The 15,157-nt window shown below is 68.4% G+C and carries 15 protein-coding genes and 2 pseudogenes; 4 read left to right on the top strand and 13 right to left on the bottom strand.

The genetic code is table 11. The features are described from left to right. Positions 1-128: 128 nt before the first annotated feature. The 7 genes from ACZZ93_RS17720 to infC all read right to left on the bottom strand — a co-directional run bounded on the left by ACZZ93_RS17720 (position 129) and on the right by infC (position 5,485). Complete coding sequence (locus ACZZ93_RS17720; RefSeq protein ID WP_463511675.1) at positions 129-1,109, bottom strand: TAXI family TRAP transporter solute-binding subunit; 981 nt, start codon at positions 1,107-1,109, stop codon at positions 129-131. Then, entirely contained in the window at positions 1,106-2,482 is a 1,377-nt protein-coding gene (locus ACZZ93_RS17715; protein ID WP_463511674.1) for a sensor histidine kinase, read from the bottom strand. Before ACZZ93_RS17715 ends, ACZZ93_RS17720 begins: the two co-directional genes overlap by 4 nt. A gap of 6 nt (positions 2,483-2,488) precedes the next feature. Beyond that, positions 2,489-3,157: a response regulator transcription factor gene (locus ACZZ93_RS17710; protein WP_053096904.1), complete on the bottom strand. Its 669-nt coding sequence runs from the start codon at positions 3,155-3,157 to the stop codon at positions 2,489-2,491. 76 nt (positions 3,158-3,233) lie between these two features. Beyond that, entirely contained in the window at positions 3,234-4,046 is an 813-nt protein-coding gene (locus ACZZ93_RS17705) for a TrmH family RNA methyltransferase (protein ID WP_295105155.1), read from the bottom strand. A gap of 102 nt (positions 4,047-4,148) precedes the next feature. Beyond that, positions 4,149-4,535, bottom strand: coding sequence for a 50S ribosomal protein L20 (gene rplT, locus ACZZ93_RS17700; protein WP_045252681.1), 387 nt, complete (start codon positions 4,533-4,535; stop codon positions 4,149-4,151). 32 nt (positions 4,536-4,567) lie between these two features. Beyond that, positions 4,568-4,762, bottom strand: a complete 195-nt coding sequence (gene rpmI, locus ACZZ93_RS17695) for a 50S ribosomal protein L35 (RefSeq protein WP_017828564.1) — start codon at positions 4,760-4,762, stop codon at positions 4,568-4,570. Positions 4,763-4,834: 72 nt separating this feature from the next. Next, positions 4,835-5,485 (bottom strand): translation initiation factor IF-3, encoded by a 651-nt coding sequence (gene infC / locus ACZZ93_RS17690; RefSeq protein ID WP_463511767.1) that lies wholly within the window; start codon positions 5,483-5,485, stop codon positions 4,835-4,837. Positions 5,486-5,716: 231 nt separating this feature from the next. Here infC and ACZZ93_RS17685 point away from each other — a divergent pair, with 231 nt between their 5' ends. Continuing rightward, entirely contained in the window at positions 5,717-6,115 is a 399-nt protein-coding gene (locus tag ACZZ93_RS17685; RefSeq protein ID WP_463511673.1) for a DUF1844 domain-containing protein, read from the top strand. 48 nt (positions 6,116-6,163) lie between these two features. On the opposite strand, the gene ACZZ93_RS17680 is transcribed toward ACZZ93_RS17685, so the two are convergent. Beyond that, on the bottom strand, positions 6,164-6,991 hold the full coding sequence (locus tag ACZZ93_RS17680; protein ID WP_053096910.1) for an SseB family protein: 828 nt from the start codon (positions 6,989-6,991) through the stop codon (positions 6,164-6,166). After that, the gene (gene priA / locus ACZZ93_RS17675; protein WP_463511672.1) at positions 6,975-7,721 is read right to left on the bottom strand and encodes a bifunctional 1-(5-phosphoribosyl)-5-((5-phosphoribosylamino)methylideneamino)imidazole-4-carboxamide isomerase/phosphoribosylanthranilate isomerase PriA; all 747 of its coding nucleotides are present in this window, start codon (positions 7,719-7,721) and stop codon (positions 6,975-6,977) included. The genes ACZZ93_RS17680 and priA overlap by 17 nt, the downstream gene beginning before the upstream one ends. A 666-nt stretch (positions 7,722-8,387) precedes the next feature. Here priA and ACZZ93_RS17670 point away from each other — a divergent pair. Next, positions 8,388-9,395 carry a MinD/ParA family ATP-binding protein gene (locus ACZZ93_RS17670; protein ID WP_463511671.1) on the top strand — a complete coding sequence of 336 codons (1,008 nt, stop codon included), beginning with the start codon at positions 8,388-8,390 and terminating at the stop codon, positions 9,393-9,395. Positions 9,396-9,470: 75 nt separating this feature from the next. Here ACZZ93_RS17670 and hisH read toward each other — a convergent pair. From hisH to ACZZ93_RS17650, 4 genes and pseudogenes are all read right to left on the bottom strand, one after another. Then, a pseudogene (gene hisH, locus ACZZ93_RS17665) lies at positions 9,471-10,097 on the bottom strand (imidazole glycerol phosphate synthase subunit HisH); the annotation flags it as partial. Positions 10,098-10,107: 10 nt separating this feature from the next. Continuing rightward, positions 10,108-10,724: pseudogene (gene hisB / locus ACZZ93_RS17660) on the bottom strand (imidazoleglycerol-phosphate dehydratase HisB). Continuing rightward, positions 10,721-11,815: a histidinol-phosphate transaminase gene (locus ACZZ93_RS17655; protein ID WP_198032320.1), complete on the bottom strand. Its 1,095-nt coding sequence runs from the start codon at positions 11,813-11,815 to the stop codon at positions 10,721-10,723. The pseudogene hisB and the gene ACZZ93_RS17655 overlap by 4 nt, the downstream one beginning before the upstream one ends. A gap of 91 nt (positions 11,816-11,906) precedes the next feature. Continuing rightward, positions 11,907-12,269 carry a LysM peptidoglycan-binding domain-containing protein gene (locus ACZZ93_RS17650; protein ID WP_053096921.1) on the bottom strand — a complete coding sequence of 121 codons (363 nt, stop codon included), beginning with the start codon at positions 12,267-12,269 and terminating at the stop codon, positions 11,907-11,909. 282 nt (positions 12,270-12,551) lie between these two features. On the opposite strand from ACZZ93_RS17650, the gene lexA reads away from it, so the two are divergent. Together lexA and ACZZ93_RS17640 are read left to right on the top strand one after the other, a co-directional pair. Next, positions 12,552-13,238 carry a transcriptional repressor LexA gene (gene lexA / locus ACZZ93_RS17645; protein ID WP_056280140.1) on the top strand — a complete coding sequence of 229 codons (687 nt, stop codon included), beginning with the start codon at positions 12,552-12,554 and terminating at the stop codon, positions 13,236-13,238. 428 nt (positions 13,239-13,666) lie between these two features. After that, positions 13,667-15,157: a dipeptidyl-peptidase 5 gene (locus ACZZ93_RS17640; protein WP_463511670.1), complete on the top strand. Its 1,491-nt coding sequence runs from the start codon at positions 13,667-13,669 to the stop codon at positions 15,155-15,157.

Here is a 15,157-nt window from a genome sequence, read left to right as displayed (position 1 = left end):
GAGTCCGCGCCTCAATGAGGGGCGTGGACTCTGTGGCATCTGAATTCTCCGTTGAATCGAGCGCGATCGACCCCCACATTGGCAGAGTGACATGCCGGAATGAGACTTCTTGAGGATTTCTTGAGGCCTCAGTCCCGCTGGTCCCGGTAGTACTCGACGGCCCCTGGATGCAGGTCGACCGGCCGCGTGAAGATCGCCTGCCTGCGGTCGAGCAGGGACGCGACCGGAACCCGCTGCGCGATATCGGTGCGGACCGTGAAGAGGCTCGTGAGGACGTCCCGTACGACGCCGTCCGGAGTGTCGGACGAGGTGACCAGATAGTTCGGCACCGCCATCGTGGGCGCGGACTCGTCGAGTCCATAGAGCCCGACGGGGAAGTCGGACTGCCGATACGCATCGGAGTATCGAGCGTTGATCGCGGTGACCCATGTCTGCTCGATCGGCACCAGCCGCACGGGCGTCGTCGTCGCGAGCTCCGCGATGCCCGGTGTCGGGATGCCGCCGACCCAGAAGAATCCGTCGATCTCGGATCTCTCGAGCGCGCTGATCGACTCACCGAGATCGAGCCGGGGATCCGTGATCGTCGCGACGTCGACGTCGGCGGCGTCGAGTGCTCGCGCCGCGATCACATTGACGCCGGAATTCTCGGCCCCGAGCGACACCGTCCTGCCCGCAAGGTCGCCGAGGGCGGCGATGTCCGAATCCGCGCGTACGACCACGTGGAGGTACTCGTCGTACAGGCGAGCGACAGCCTGCACCGGCATGGGCTCGTCGAACGCTCCCACTCCGGCGACGGCGTCGGCAGCGGCATCCCCTTGCGCGAAGCCGAGGAGGGCCTCCCCCGAGCTCACCCGCAGGAGGTTGTCGACGGACCCGGCGGTCTCGGCTGCCGACACGCGGATGCCCAAGGACTCCGACAGCTCCCGAGCGAGTTCGTCGCCGTAGGCGTAATAGACCCCGTTGGATCCCCCACCGGCGATCTCGTAGGCAGAGTCGTTCCACTCCGTCGATCGAGCGCTGCACGCGCTGCTCGTGGCGGCGAGCAGCAGCACGCATGCCGTCGCCACCCCTCTGCGCCACCATGCGCGGCGGCTCTCCCGCCCGCTCATCCCTCGGCTCCGTCCGGCAGCATCAGCGACACCAGCAGCCCGCCGTCGTCCGGCGTATCGACCCGCAGCTCGCCGCCGATCGATTCCAAGAGGTCGGTCGCTATCGCGAGGCCGAGCCCTGACCCCGGAACCCCGCCGCTGTCGTCGCTGCGCCAGAATCGGTCGGCGGCGTTCGCGGCCTGCTCTCGCGTCAGCCCGGGGCCGTGGTCGCGGACTGTCAGCACGCAGAGTCCACCGCTGCGGTGCGCGTCGACCTCGACGGCCGACTCGGCGGGCGAGAACTTCACCGCATTGTCGATGACGGCGTCGAGCGCGCTCTCGACGATCGTGCGGTCGGTGATGCTCATCACCGGGCCCGCTCCTGTCGAGATCATCCGGACGCGTCGCTGTGACGCGACCTCGCTCCAGGCGTCTGCGCGGCGGGTGGCGAGCGTGGTCAGGTCGACGGCTGAGATCGTCGTGTCGGCGCGTCCGCCGCGCGCGAGTCCGAGGAGCGTCTCGAGGATGCGAGCCATCCGGCGCCCTTCCTCTCTCGTCTCCTCGACGTCGTCCTTCCAGTCGGCTCCGAGACCGGTCGAGAGGTGCTCGACACGCAGCAGCAGCGCGTTGAGGGGATTGCGGAGCTCGTGCGAGGCGTTCAGGGCGAACTCCTGCTGACGCGTCATGACGCGCTCGATCTCATCCGCCATGCCGTTGAACACGCGCGTCATCCGGCGTAGCTCAGGAGGCCCCGTGTCCTCCGCGACCCTCGCATCCATCTCGCCGCGTTCGATCGCGATCATCGCCTCATCGAGACGTCGGACCGGAGAGAGCACCCACCGGGCGAGTTGGAAGACGAGGAGCACGCCGAGTCCGATCGAGACGATCGACACGACCGTCAGCACAAGAATCTGCTGCAGGATCTGGGTCCGTGGCGCCTCGACGTCCGCGGAGAGCATCACGGCGCCGATCACGTCTCCGTCGTCGAAGACCGGCTCGACGAGCGAGGACTCTGCCGCGATCCAGGGGAACACCGGCTCGGGCGCCTCGGCGCGGCGCCCCGAGAGCGCGAGGCCGACCCGTGCGGCATCGTCCTCTGACAGGACTTCGCCGCCGCCGTCGCGCGCTGACCACACCCCACCGGAAAGATCGAAGACGATCACATCGATCCCGTACACCTCGTGGAAGCGGGCGACCTCCGCATCGATCACCGTCGCGCTGCCCGACCGCAGCGCCTGCCGCGCGCTGGTCACGAAATACCCGAGGTCACCGAGCTGCTCGGTGTAGAAGGCCTGCTGGATGCTGCGGGTCGCGCTCCACGCCGTGGCGCCGCCCAACGACAGCAGGATGGCGACGAGCGGCACCAGGAAGACGACGACGAGACGTCTGCGCATCGAACGCTACCCGGCCAACCGATAGCCGACACCGCGCACGGTCTCGATCAGATGCCGCTGACCCGCCTTCTTGCGGATCGCGCCGACGTGCACCTCGAGCGAGTGCCCGAAGCCGCGCCAGTCGGTGTTCCAGACCTCGCGGATGAGTCTCTCCTTCGGCACGGCGACGCCGGGGTACCGGGCGAGCACCGCCACGATGTCGAATTCCTTGCGAGTGAGTTCGATGGGAGCGCGTCCGATGATCACCTGCCTGGCGACGAGGTCGATCTCGATCTCGCCATCCTGCAGACGTACGCGCGCCTCGGATTCCGGCCGCACGGGTCGAGAGCGTCGTGTGACCGCCTCGATCCGGGCGAGGAGCTCGTGGACGTCGTAGGGCTTGACGACGAAATCGTCAGCGCCGGCACGCAACCCTCTGATGCGCTCCGTGACCTGGTTGCGTGCGGTGACGATCACGATCGGCACCTCGGAGCGTGCGCGGATCCGACGGCAGAGATCGATGCCGTCGACATCGGGCAGACCGAGGTCGAGGAGCACCACCTCGGTGTCCGCACCCAGTTCCTGCAGCGCGGAGGCTCCGTCCGCAGCTCGCACGGTGGCGTACCCGGATCGCGCGAGGAAGGCCTCGAGTGCAGCGGCGACACGCTCGTCGTCCTCCACGATCAGAATCTGCATCGACCCTGGGTCCCCTTCTCCGCTCGAGCAGGGACAAACCTACCAGCAGGACGGGCGGCCGCTCGTCCGCCGGGGATCAGGCCGAGGATGCCGCCCGCTGCGCGAACGCGCTCTCGTACAGGCAGACGCTCGCTGCCGTGGCGAGGTTCAAGGATTCGGCGCGGCCGAAGATCGGCAGCTTCAGCACCTGGTCGGCCTGCGCGAGCGCCTCGTCCTCGAGACCGCGCGCCTCATTGCCGAACAGCCACGCCGTAGGCTCGGCGAGCACTCCGTCCGCCCGCGCATGAAGAAGATCCTCGCCCTTGACGTCCGCGGCCAGAATCCGGAGTCCGGCGGCGTGAGCCTTCTCGACCACATCCGAGAGCTCTGCGCCCACGGACACGGGCAGATGGAACAGCGAACCTGTCGTGGCGCGCACGACCTTCGGGTTGTAGGGGTCGACCGTGCGACCCGTCAGCACGACGGCGTCGGCTCCCGCCGCATCGGCGGCCCTGATGATCGTGCCGAGGTTTCCCGGGTCCCTGATCTCCTCGCAGATCGCCACCAGACGGGGGGATGCCGCGAAGATGTCCCGCACCGACGTGGGCGCCTGCCGGACGACGGCCACCAGCCCCTGCGGAGTGACTGTGTCGGCCATCGCGTTCAGCACGTACTCCGTGACGTACTCCACGTCGATGCCGGCATCCGATGCCTTCGCGCGGATGTCCGGATGCTTCTCCCAGCCGGTCGGGGTCGCGAACAGCTCCACGATCGCCTCAGGACTATAGGTCAGCGCCTCGCGAACCGCCTGGGGACCTTCGAGGAGGTAGAGCCCTGTCTCGGCGCGCGCGCTGCGCTTGGTCAGCTTGGCGACGGCACGGACTCGGGGCGAACGGGGGTTCTCCAGCACGTTCACAGTCTAGAGAACGGCAGGACCGTTCCTGCGCAAACGCCGGGCGAACGACAGAGGACGCCCTCCCGAAGGAGAGCGTCCTCTGTCGTGAAGAGCTGCTTACGCAGCCGACTTCGGGGCGTTGACGTCGGAAGGCAGAGCCTTCTTCGCCGTCTCGACCAGCGTCGTGAAGGTCGCTGCGTCGTTGACCGCGAGGTCGGCGAGCATGCGACGGTCGACGGTGACACCCGCGAGACCGAGGCCCTGGATGAAGCGGTTGTACGTGATGCCGTTCTGGCGTGCAGCGGCGTTGATGCGCTGGATCCAGAGACGACGGAAGTCGCCCTTGCGCTTGCGACGGTCACGGTACGAGTAGACCAGCGAGTGGATGACCTGCTCTTTGGCCTTGCGGTAGAGGCGCGAACGCTGACCGCGGTAGCCGGAGGCGCGCTCGAGGATGACCCGACGCTTCTTGTGGGCGTTTACCGCCCGCTTGACTCTTGCCATTTTCCTGTGTTCCTATCGTGCGTTCGGGCGCGTCAGCGACCGAGAAGCTTCTTCGCGACCTTGGTGTCAGCCTTCGACAGCACCTGGTCCTGGTTGAGGCGGCGGGTGCGACGGCTCGACTTGTGCTCGAGGTTGTGGCGCATTCCGGCCTGCTGCTTCTTCAGCTTGCCGCTGCCGGTGATCTTGAAGCGCTTCTTAGCACCCGAGTGGGTCTTCTGCTTCGGCATCTTCTCTTCCTTCGTATGGCGCCTTCTCAGGCGACGGTGTCAACCCGCGGTGCGGGAGTCTGGGGGCGGGAGTTATTCCGCTGCGGCCTCGGCCGGCTCGTCGGCCTCGGTCTTGGCTTCGCGGGCGGCCTGCTTGTTCGCTGCGCGCTGGGCGTCGCGAACCGCATTCTGCTCCTGCTTCGCCTCGGACTTGCTCTTGAGCGGAGCCACGATCATGACCATGTTGCGGCCGTCGATGGTCGGGTTCGACTCGACGGTTCCGAGCTCGGCGACATCCTCGGCGAACTTGCGGAGGAGACGGACGCCCTGCTCGGGACGCGACTGCTCGCGACCACGGAACAGGATCATGGCCTTCACCTTGTCGCCGGCCTTGAGGAAGCCCTCGGCGCGCTTGAGCTTCGTCGTGTAGTCGTGCGCCTCGATCTTCAGGCGGAAGCGGACCTCTTTGAGGATGGTGTTCGCCTGGTTGCGGCGAGCTTCCTTCTCCTTCTGGGCGGCTTCGTACTTGAACTTGCCGTAGTCCATGATCTTGACCACGGGCGGCTTCGAGTTGGGCGCGACCTCGACGAGGTCGAGATCTGCTTCCTGCGCAAGGCGCAGCGCCGCCTCGATGCGGACGACGCCGATCTGCTCACCCGCGGGACCGACGAGGCGGACCTCGGGGACGCGGATGCGCTCATTGGTGCGGGGATCGCTGATGCGTAGCTCCTTAGACGATGGGATTCGGCCACCAGGATGCTGTCAGCACCCCGGGCGAAATCAGAATCGTCCCACCCACCGGCATTCAGACGCCGGCTCCGCACCCTGCCTGCCGGACCCCGTCTGACGACGCGATCCGGTGGAGTGCAAGACCCGGTAGCCTGGAACGGCAAGCGCGGGTGGGAAGTGAATCCTCTTTCGTACCGGAGCATGACGCTCCGGAGCCCGACAAAGTCTAACAGAAGGCAAGGCGAAGTGACGAACCAGGCATCGGATGAGGCTGCACGCGAGCGCGAAGAGCGCTGGGCACGGCAGGAGGAGGCGGCGTCCTCCGCCACGCGGGACATCGCCGATGTGCCGGCGGTCGAGGTCATCACGACCGCAGCCGTCCACCTCATGAGTGCCGCGGCGGTCAAGCTCGGCCTCGCCGACGACCCGCACGCGGCGCAGCAGCTCGACCTCGATGAGGCGCGCAAGCTCATCAACGCCCTCGCCGGGCTGATCACCGCCGGCGCACCGGAGATCAGCGACATGCACGCGCGGTCCCTCCGAGACGGGCTGCGCTCGCTGCAGCTCGCGTTCCGCGAGGCGTCGACCATTCCCGACCCGATCGGCAAGGGTCCGGGCGAGAAGTGGACAGGCCCGGTCAACTAGGGACTGCCGGCCGCTGCGGCTGACCGGTCGGTGGCAGCACCGAGCCGGTCAGGCCGAGCGACGCAGCTTCACGGTGAGAGAGTCGGCGAGCACCGCGATACGATCATCCGCCGCCCACCGCTGCGCCAGGCGCGCGAGCACGGCGTCGAGCACCTCGCGCTCGAGCCCGTCGACCAGCTCGAGGATGACGATCAGTTCCGGTCCGCGCAGACGAGCGTCCGGGTCTCCGGCCGCGACGGCGACGTCGATCACGGCGAGTTCATGCGCGACACTCTCCTGCAGAGCAGTGAAGACCTCGGGCGAGAGGAAGCTCGGCTCCCACCGATGACCCTGCGCGACTGCCCACACCGCGGGACGACGGAGGACGAACTCGGTGTCCGACGTCGGGTCGAGAACGATCAGATCCGTCTCCTCCGCCGACGCTGCGAGAGCGGCGCGCACGGCTTCCACCGGGATCGGACGGGCCGTCGCGTCCCAGCGCTGCATCGCCTCGACCGACGAGAACACCGGCTGCACGCGACGACCGTCGGGAGCCGCGACCGTCACGATCGAGAGCTCCTGAGTCTTGTCGACAGCGAGACCGCTCGGCGCCACGCCCTCCTCGCCCTTCTCGGCGATGAGCGGGATCAGGACCCGCGCCGAACGGAACGCGTCGACGACCTCGGTCTGAGCACCGTCGCCCGCCCGAAAACGCAGCAGCGCGTCGAGCAGAACCGGGTCGGCCGATCCGTCGTCGGCGGCATGAGGGTTCGACTGGAAGCTGCGGCCCTCCCAGGGCACACCGGCCGAGTCGCCCCGATCGCTGGACGGGTGCTCGTGCGACCCATGACGGTCGTGGGGACCGTGGTCCCCGGCGTCGTCAGTCCCCTGCGACATCCAGCGCCTCAGCCAGCGTGAACGCGCCGGCGTAGAGTGCCTTGCCGACGATGGCGCCTTCGACGCCCAGCGGCACCAGTTCGCGGAGCGCCACGATGTCATCGAGGTTCGAGATGCCTCCGGATGCCACGACGGGCTTCGGGGTGCGGGCTGTGACCTCGCGCAGCAGCTCGAGGTTCGGCCCCTTGAGGGTCCCGTCCTTGGTGACGTCGGTCACGACGTAACGGCTGCAGCCGGCATCCTCGAGGCGCTCGAGCACCTCCCAGAGGTCGCCGCCCTCCTTCGTCCACCCGCGAGCGGCCAGCGTCGTACCGCGGACGTCGAGTCCGACAGCGATCGCTTCGCCGTAACGGCTGATCACGTCGGCGGCCCACTCGGGGTTCTCCAGCGCGGCCGTGCCGAGGTTGATGCGGGTCGCGCCGCTCTCGAGAGCCGCCTCGAGCGTCGCGTCGTCACGGATGCCGCCGGACAGCTCGACGTTGACGTTCTTGAACTGCTTGATGACCTTGCGGAGGATCGGTGCGTTGCTGCCGCGTCCGAAAGCGGCATCGAGGTCGACGAGATGGATCCACTTCGCCCCCTGTGTGACCCACTCCCCCGCGGCGTCGAGCGGGTCGCCGTAGCTGGTCTCGGTGCCGGCCTCACCCTGAGTGAGGCGGACGGCCTTGCCCCCGGCGACATCGACGGCGGGAAGAAGGGTGAGAGCGGGAGACTGCGCGAAGTCGTTCATGACGTCCTCAGGTGAGATGGAGAGACCGATTCGTCGGCACGAGAATCGACACTAGCCCGCGTATCGGCCCGCTCCAAAACGATGACAGCAGAGAACCTCCCGTGCCACGCGGTAGCCTCGATGACGCCCCTGTTTCGGTGTGTGAGGAGATGTTCCATGGTGCGCGATGCGGAAGCGCGAGGAGGCGGACCCCTGCGACGCGGGAATGCGCTGCCTCCCGAGACTCCGGATGAGCGCGCTCAGATGCCGACTGGACCCGACGCGGAGCCCACAGCCCCGCACCCCCGACCGGCACCCCAGCCCGCCCCCGCGCCGGGAACACGAGCCGCAGCGGCATGGGCAGCCGCCTCCGCCGCAGCTCCTCCTTCCGATGATGCGCGACCGGCCACGCCCGCTGTGCCGATCTCCGCACCGCCTTCGGTCCCCGCTGCGCCACCCGCCGCCCCTGCAGTACCGCCCGCGCCCTCAGCCGCATCGCCCGCAGCCCCTGCGGTACCGACGACGCCGGCACCTTCCGGAGCGCCCGCTGCGACCGGATCGCTTTCGACCGCGTGGTCGGAACAGCAGAGCTCTTCGACTCAGGACAGCACCGCGCGGCCCGCCGTTCCGGCGGCCACGGCGCCGCGCCCCCAGTCTTCCGACGTACCGCCCGCTCCGCCGCTGCCGGTGCCCGCCTCGGCCCCGTCCGCGCCCAACGCCGCCGCTGCAGAGTCGGCGTCCTCGGCATCCTCGCGTCGTCAGCAGCGCGAGCAGGGCGTGGGGCGTCGCTCGTTCCTTCAGGAGGAGCGCCGTGAGGAGCCAGCGCGTCAGGGCGGTCGCGGGCTGCTCAACCGCGTCGGGTTCACCCTCGGCCCGAGCGCTCGCGAACGCGCCGTCCGCGACGACGAGCACGCGGTGAGCCGCCATTGGCCGGGCCCCCGCACCGTCGCTGTCGTCAACGGGAAGGGCGGGGCGGGAAAGACACCTGCCACCGTGCTGCTGTCGGCGGTCTTCGCGCAGTACGGCGGCGCCGGGGTTCTCGCGTGGGACAACAACCAGACCCGCGGCACCCTCGGCTGGCGCACCGAGACGGGGGCGCACGAGCGCACGCTGCTCGAACTGCTTCCGCAGACCCAGCGCCTGCTGGGAGCCCAGGGACAGTCAGCCGACCTCGCGCACTTCGTGCATCACCAGCCGCAGGAGAAATACGACGTCCTGCGGTCGAAGCCCGTCCGACTGGCCCACGAGAATCGGCTCCGGCCCAGTGACGTCGACTCCATCCACGCGATCGCGGCCAAGTTCTACCGTCTGATCATCATCGACTCCGGCAACGACGAGTCCGATCCGATGTGGCTGCGGATGATCGACCTCGCCGACCAGATCGTCGTGGCGACGACGACACGTGACGACCATGCCGAGGCCGGGGCGCTACTGCTCGAGGCACTCGAAGACCGCGACGAGCGATCCGCACGGCTGGCTCGCGAGTCAGTGGTCGTCGTCAGCCAGGCGGACCCGAAGGCATCCCCCGCCGAAGTCGCAGACGTCATCGCCGGATATCAGCCGCTCGCGCGCGAAGTCGTCGGCATCCCCTTCGATCGGGAGATGGTCGACGGTCACCTCCGTCTTCGTGCACTTGCGGCGCCGACGCAGCGGTCGTGGCTCTCTGCCGCGGCCGCCGTCGCCCGAGGCTTCTGAGCCGTTCGGCAGAGGACCCGACGGACCGGTCGTCCGAGGTTCGGATCGACGGCGGCTCAGCGGGCTGCCGACGCGTCAGGACCGAAGGCTGTCGACCCAGTTGCGGAGCAGCTGGATTCCGGCCTCGCCGGACTTCTCAGGATGGAACTGCGTCGCGGAGAGCGGCCCGTTCTCGACCGCAGCGAGGAACGGATCGCCGTACGTCGACCACGTGAGCACCGGCTGAGGGAACGGCGGGATGACATCGAGCTCCCACGACTGCGCGGCGTAGGAATGCACGAAGTAGAAGCGTTCGTTCTCGATGCCCTTGAACAGCACCGATTCGGCGCCCGGCTCGACCGTGTTCCACCCCATGTGCGGCAGCACCGGCGCGTTGAGCTCCGTGACCGCTCCCGGCCATTCGCCGAGACCCTCGGAATCGTGCCCGCGCTCGACACCGTGCGCGAACAGAACCTGCATGCCGACGCAGATGCCGAGCACCGGGCGCCCGCCTGCGAGCCGGCGATCGATGATCTCGTCGCCGCCGTGCGCGTAGAGCGCATCGCGGACGGCCTGGAACGCCCCGACTCCGGGCACCACGAGACCGTCTGCCTCGAGCGCCTCCGTGCGGTCGCGCGTCAGCACCGCATCAGCACCGGCGGCGATGAGCGCCTTGACAGCCGAGTGGACGTTGCCGGATTCGTAGTCGAAGACGGCGACCCGGGAGCCCTGCTCACAGTGCGCCCTTCGTCGACGGGATGCCGTCGACCAGGGGGTCGAGGGCCTTGGCCTGGCGGAACGCCCGAGCGAATGCCTTGTACTCGGCTTCGGCGATGTGGTGGGGGTCGCGGCCCCCGAGAACGCGTACGTGCACCGTGAGTCCCGCGTTGAAGGTGATGGCCTCGAACGTGTGGCGCACGAGCGAACCGGTGAAGTGGCCGCCGATGAGGTGGTGCTCGAAACCGACAGGCTCCCCGTGTGAACGAGATAGGGACGCCCCGAGATGTCCACGACAGCCTGAGCGAGCGCCTCGTCGAGCGGCACGAGAGCGTCGCCGTATCGCGAGATGCCGGACTTCTCGCCCAGCGCCTCACGGATGGCCTGACCGAGAACGATCGAGATGTCCTCCACGGTGTGGTGTGCGTCGATCTGCGTGTCCCCCGAGGCGCGCACAGTGAGGTCCGTGAGCGAGTGCTTCGCGAAAGCAGTCAGCATGTGATCGAAGAACGGCACCGACGTGTCGATACGGCTCGCACCAGTGCCGTCGAGGTTCAGCTCGAGCTCGACGGTGGACTCCGACGTGCTGCGCACACGCGTGGCGGTGCGCGGGGTCTGGGCGGGGCTGCTCATGAAGCCGATCCTATCGAGGCGAGGGCATCGAGGAATGCCGTGGTCTCCGCCTCGGTGCCCGCGGTGACGCGGAGGTGCCCGGGTATCCCGACGTCGCGGATGAGAACACCCTGCTCGTAGAGCTGCTGCCAGACCTTCTGGGGCTCTGCGACACCCCCGAACAGGACGAAGTTCGACCAGGACTCATGCGGGGTGTACCCCAGCGCCTCGAGCGTCGCGGAGATGCGATCCCGCTGCTCGACGATCTCCTCGACCATGCCGAGCATCACGTCGGAGTTGCGCAGAGCGGCGACGGCTGCGGCCTGCGTGAGAGCGCTGAGGTGGTACGGCAGGCGCACGAGCCGCAGAGCGTCGATGAAGGCAGGATCCGCGGCGAGGTACCCCACGCGGGCACCCGCGAAGGCGAAGGCCTTGCTCATCGTGCGGGAGACGGCGAGCCGCGGTCGCCCCTCGAGAAGGGTCAGAGCCGATGCCGCGTCGTGCGGCGCGAACTCCTGATACGCCTCGTCGACGACGACGATTCCGTTCGACGCCTCGTACACGGCTTCGACGACGTCGAGGCCCAGCGGCGTGCCTGTCGGATTGTTCGGAGAGCACAGCAGGATGACGTCAGGATCGACATCTCGCACCTGCGATGCCGCCTCTTCGGGGGTGATCGTGTAGTCGGGCTGCCTGGTGCCGGCGACCCAGCGCGCTCCGGTGCCCTTCGAGATCAGCGGATACATCGAGTAGGTCGGGGCGAAGCTGAACGCCGTGCGGCCCGGCCCGCCGAATGCCTGCAGAATGTGCTGAAGGACCTCGTTCGACCCGTTGCCCGCCCAGATCTGAGCCGGTTCGAGACCATGACCGAGGTACTCCGCGAACCCTTCCCGGAGCGTGGTGAACTCGCGATCCGGGTAGCGGTTGACATCGCGGAGCGCGACCGCGATGTCGTCCAGGATGTCACTGGCGACCGCGTCGGGAACCGGATGCGTGTTCTCGTTGACGTTGAGTGCGATCGGAAGAGGCGCTTGCGGCGCTCCATAGGGCGTGAGCCCTCGGAGGTCGTCGCGAAGAGGGAGGTCGGCGAGTGATGCAGTCACCCTTCCCATGGTAGGCCGCCTTCGCTACACAGACGCCCGTGGTGACGGAGTGTGAACGCGCATCCGCGCCGCACCGCTCGATCGAACGGCCCTCACGGGTTCATTCCGAATACTGCGCCGGAATCGCCAGCTCCTGGCCGATCTGCAGCTCGCCGCCGCGCAGCAGGTTCAGACGCGTGATGTCGCCGATCACGTCGCGCGGATCGGCGCCGGGGGCCACGCTCTCGGCGATCGACCACAGCGTGTCGCCGGGCATCACCGTCACCGTCGCGAACGATGCCGTGGCGGTCTGTTCGCCTGAGGCCATCGCACTGCCGCCGCTGAGTGCGGCGAATGCGATCCCGGCTGCGAGCGGCACGGCCGCGACAGCGAGAACGACACGTCGACCGCGCGCCGTCAGCTTGAGCCGCGTCGCCGGACGAGCCGGAAGGACTGCTGCACTGCTGAAGGTGATGGTGCTCATGTCGTGCTCCTCTGCATCTACCGCGTGGGCGGTGAAGTTGGCGTAGCGTTCGCATTCGCGCCTCGGCCGGGAGCCGTGAATGCGAAGCTACGTTCCGAAGTTATCTTCGAATTCGAACATCTGTCAAGCGTTCTTCGAAACAGAAGTCCGGGAATAGGCCGACACGCTCGAACAGATCTTCCACTTCGGCGCGATTCTCGGATACGGTTTCGATGTCAACACCCCACCACGGGCCTCCGACATTCGAACTGAGACGCCGGAATCGCACACCTGAGGAGCACCATGAGCGACATCTCCGCCCCCGACGCCGACGTCCCGCGCACCCGTCGCCGCAAGAGCCTGAGTCCCAAGCAGATGGCGATCCTCGAGGTCATCCAGACGTCGATCAGCCGTCACGGGTACCCGCCGAGCATGAGAGAGATCGGCGACGCCGTGGGCCTCAAGTCGCTGTCCAGCGTGACCCACCAGCTCGGCCAGCTCGAGCTGAGCGGATATCTGCGACGCGACCCCGGCAAGACCCGTGCCATGGAAGTGCTCATCGACCTCCCCGGCACCAGCGGAGAGAATCCCGCCGATGTGGCGACCCCCGTGGGCGATGCGGCGCTCGTGCCGCTCGTCGGCCGCATCGCCGCAGGTGTCCCGATCACCGCCGACCAGCAGGTCGAGGAGATCTTCCCGCTCCCCCGGCAGCTCGTCGGCAAGGGCGACCTGTTCATGCTCAAGGTGTCCGGCGAATCGATGATCGATGCGGCGATCTGCGACGGCGACTGGGTCGTGGTGCGGTCGCAAAGCAGCGCCGAGAACGGCGAGATCGTCGCCGCCATGCTCGACGGCGAGGCGACGGTGAAGGTTCTCCGTCGACGCGACGGCCACACCTGGCTGCTGCCTCGCAACTCCGCATTCGAGCCGATCCTCGGCGACGAGTCCGTCATCCTCGGCAAGATCGTCGCCGTGCTGCGCGCGGTCTGACTCCCTCCCACCCTGCCGGTGACGGCGGGCGTCGACGCACCATAGGCTCGAACCATGTCGTCGCCGTTCGGTACCTGGACCTCTCCGTTCACCCCCGACCGGATCGCCGCGTCGTCTCCGCGGATCGATGGCAGCGCCTTCGTGGCTGACGAGATCTGGTGGGGTGAGTCGATCCCTGCCGAGGGCGGTCGCCTGACCGTGCGAAGTTCGACGGGTGCCGAGATCCTCCCCGCGCCATGGAGTGCTCGGTCTCGCGTCCACGAGTACGGCGGCGGGGCGTGGACCGCGGATGCCGACGGCACGCTGTACTTCGTCGATGCCAAGGATCAGCGCGTGCACCGCATGCCCCGCGGCGGTGCACCCGTTCCTCTGACACCCCGGGCCCGGCGCACGGCGGTCTGCGTCTGCAGAGCGGCCGCCTGTTCGCCGTGCGGGAGGATCTGTCCGTCTCCCCTCACCGACGCGCCATCGTCGAGATCCCGACCGACGGGTCGGCATCCGACCGGCCTGCGCTGTTGAAGACCCTCGTCGAAGGCGAGTCGTTCTACGCTCATCCGGCACTGTCTCCCGACGGTTCTCGTGCAGCGTGGGTCGAGTGGTCCGGCGATCGGATGCCGTGGCAGCGAGCGTCGTTGGTGATCTCGGACGGCACCGCGCGCACAGAGCTGTCCACTCGCGCCGCGCTGCAGCCCGAGTGGACGGCTGACGACGAGATCGTGTACTCCGACGATCCCTCGGGCCGCTGGGCTCTGCACCGACAGCGTGTCAGCGGAGCCCAGGCGGTCGGCACGGCGGAGCAGATCATCGACGACGACGCCGACACGGGATACGGCCTCTGGGTGCTCGGCAATCGCTGGTACCGCCCGCTCGCCGACGGTCGCGTCGTGGCTGTGCGCACGAACGGTCGCGACCGGGTCGTCGTCATCGACCCCGACGGCAGCGCCCACCGCATTCCCCTCCCCGCAGACGGCCACGTGAGTGTCGACGATGTCGCGGGCTCCCGCGTGCTGCTCTCCGGAAACAGCTCGACGACAGAACCCGGGGTCTGGTGCGTCGACGTCGACACGGGTCGCGTCGAGGCCGTCGCGGGGGCTGCGCCGACCGATCCTGCGTGGATGCCGCCCGCATCCGAGGTCCTGGTCGACGGCTCGCACGGGCCCGTCCATGCCTTCGCGTACCCGCCGACGAATCCCTCGGCCCACGCTCCGGCCGCGGATGACGAGCTCCCGCCCTACATCGTGCTCGTCCACGGCGGCCCGACCGCGCATGTGACCGGCGCGGCGTCCGCCGCCGTCGCGTTCTGGACGAGCCGCGGCATCGGCGTGCTCGACGTCAATTACGGCGGATCGACGGGCTACGGCCGTGCGTACCGCGAACGGCTGGACGGCGGATGGGGCGTGGTCGACGTCGACGACGTGATCGCAGCGGCCCGCGGCCTCGCCGATGCCGGGCTCGCGGATCCCGCCCGCATCGCGATCAGAGGCGGCTCGGCGGGTGGTTGGACAGTGCTCTCGTCGCTGGTGCGGGGAGGGACGTTCGCCGCGGGGATCAGCCGATACGGAGTGGTCGACCTGCGGATGCTGAGCGCGCACTCCCACGACTTCGAGGCGCACTACATCGAGGGGCTGGTGGGTCCGCTGCCCGAGGCGGAGGCACTCTACATCGCGCGTTCGCCCCTGACACACGCCGACCGGATCGACGTGCCGGTGCTGCTGATGCAGGGTGCGGACGACCGTGTCGTGCCACCGGCACAGTCCGAGGCGATCCGCGATGCGCTGGCGACGAGTGGTGTGGAGCACGAGTACGTGCTGTACCCGGGTGAGGGCCATGGCTTCCGGTCGAGCGAGACGATCATCGACGCCCTCGAGAGGGAGCTCGCTTTCCTCGGACGCGTGTTCGGATTCACGCCCGCGCGCTGA

It is taken from the genome of Microbacterium sp. AC026 (assembly GCF_979258475.1).
Note: the sequence above shows the minus strand (reverse complement) of the source record. Positions and strands in the feature narration are given on the sequence as shown.

Excerpts from the sequence above, each read along its gene's own strand:
- rpmI (WP_017828564.1), bottom strand. The coding sequence starts at position 4,762 with ATGCCGAAGCAGAAGACCCACTCGGGTGCTAAGAAGCGCTTCAAGATC.
- rplT (WP_045252681.1), bottom strand. The coding sequence starts at position 4,535 with ATGGCAAGAGTCAAGCGGGCGGTAAACGCCCACAAGAAGCGTCGGGTC.
- ACZZ93_RS17650 (WP_053096921.1), bottom strand. The coding sequence starts at position 12,269 with ATGAGCACCATCACCTTCAGCAGTGCAGCAGTCCTTCCGGCTCGTCCG.
- priA (WP_463511672.1), bottom strand. The coding sequence starts at position 7,721 with ATGAACGACTTCGCGCAGTCTCCCGCTCTCACCCTTCTTCCCGCCGTC.
- ACZZ93_RS17710 (WP_053096904.1), bottom strand. The coding sequence starts at position 3,157 with ATGCAGATTCTGATCGTGGAGGACGACGAGCGTGTCGCCGCTGCACTC.
- ACZZ93_RS17720 (WP_463511675.1), bottom strand. The coding sequence starts at position 1,109 with ATGAGCGGGCGGGAGAGCCGCCGCGCATGGTGGCGCAGAGGGGTGGCG.
- ACZZ93_RS17680 (WP_053096910.1), bottom strand. The coding sequence starts at position 6,991 with ATGTCGCAGGGGACTGACGACGCCGGGGACCACGGTCCCCACGACCGT.
- ACZZ93_RS17655 (WP_198032320.1), bottom strand. The coding sequence starts at position 11,815 with ATGGGAAGGGTGACTGCATCACTCGCCGACCTCCCTCTTCGCGACGAC.
- ACZZ93_RS17715 (WP_463511674.1), bottom strand. The coding sequence starts at position 2,482 with ATGCGCAGACGTCTCGTCGTCGTCTTCCTGGTGCCGCTCGTCGCCATC.
- lexA (WP_056280140.1), top strand. The coding sequence starts at position 12,552 with ATGAGCGACATCTCCGCCCCCGACGCCGACGTCCCGCGCACCCGTCGC.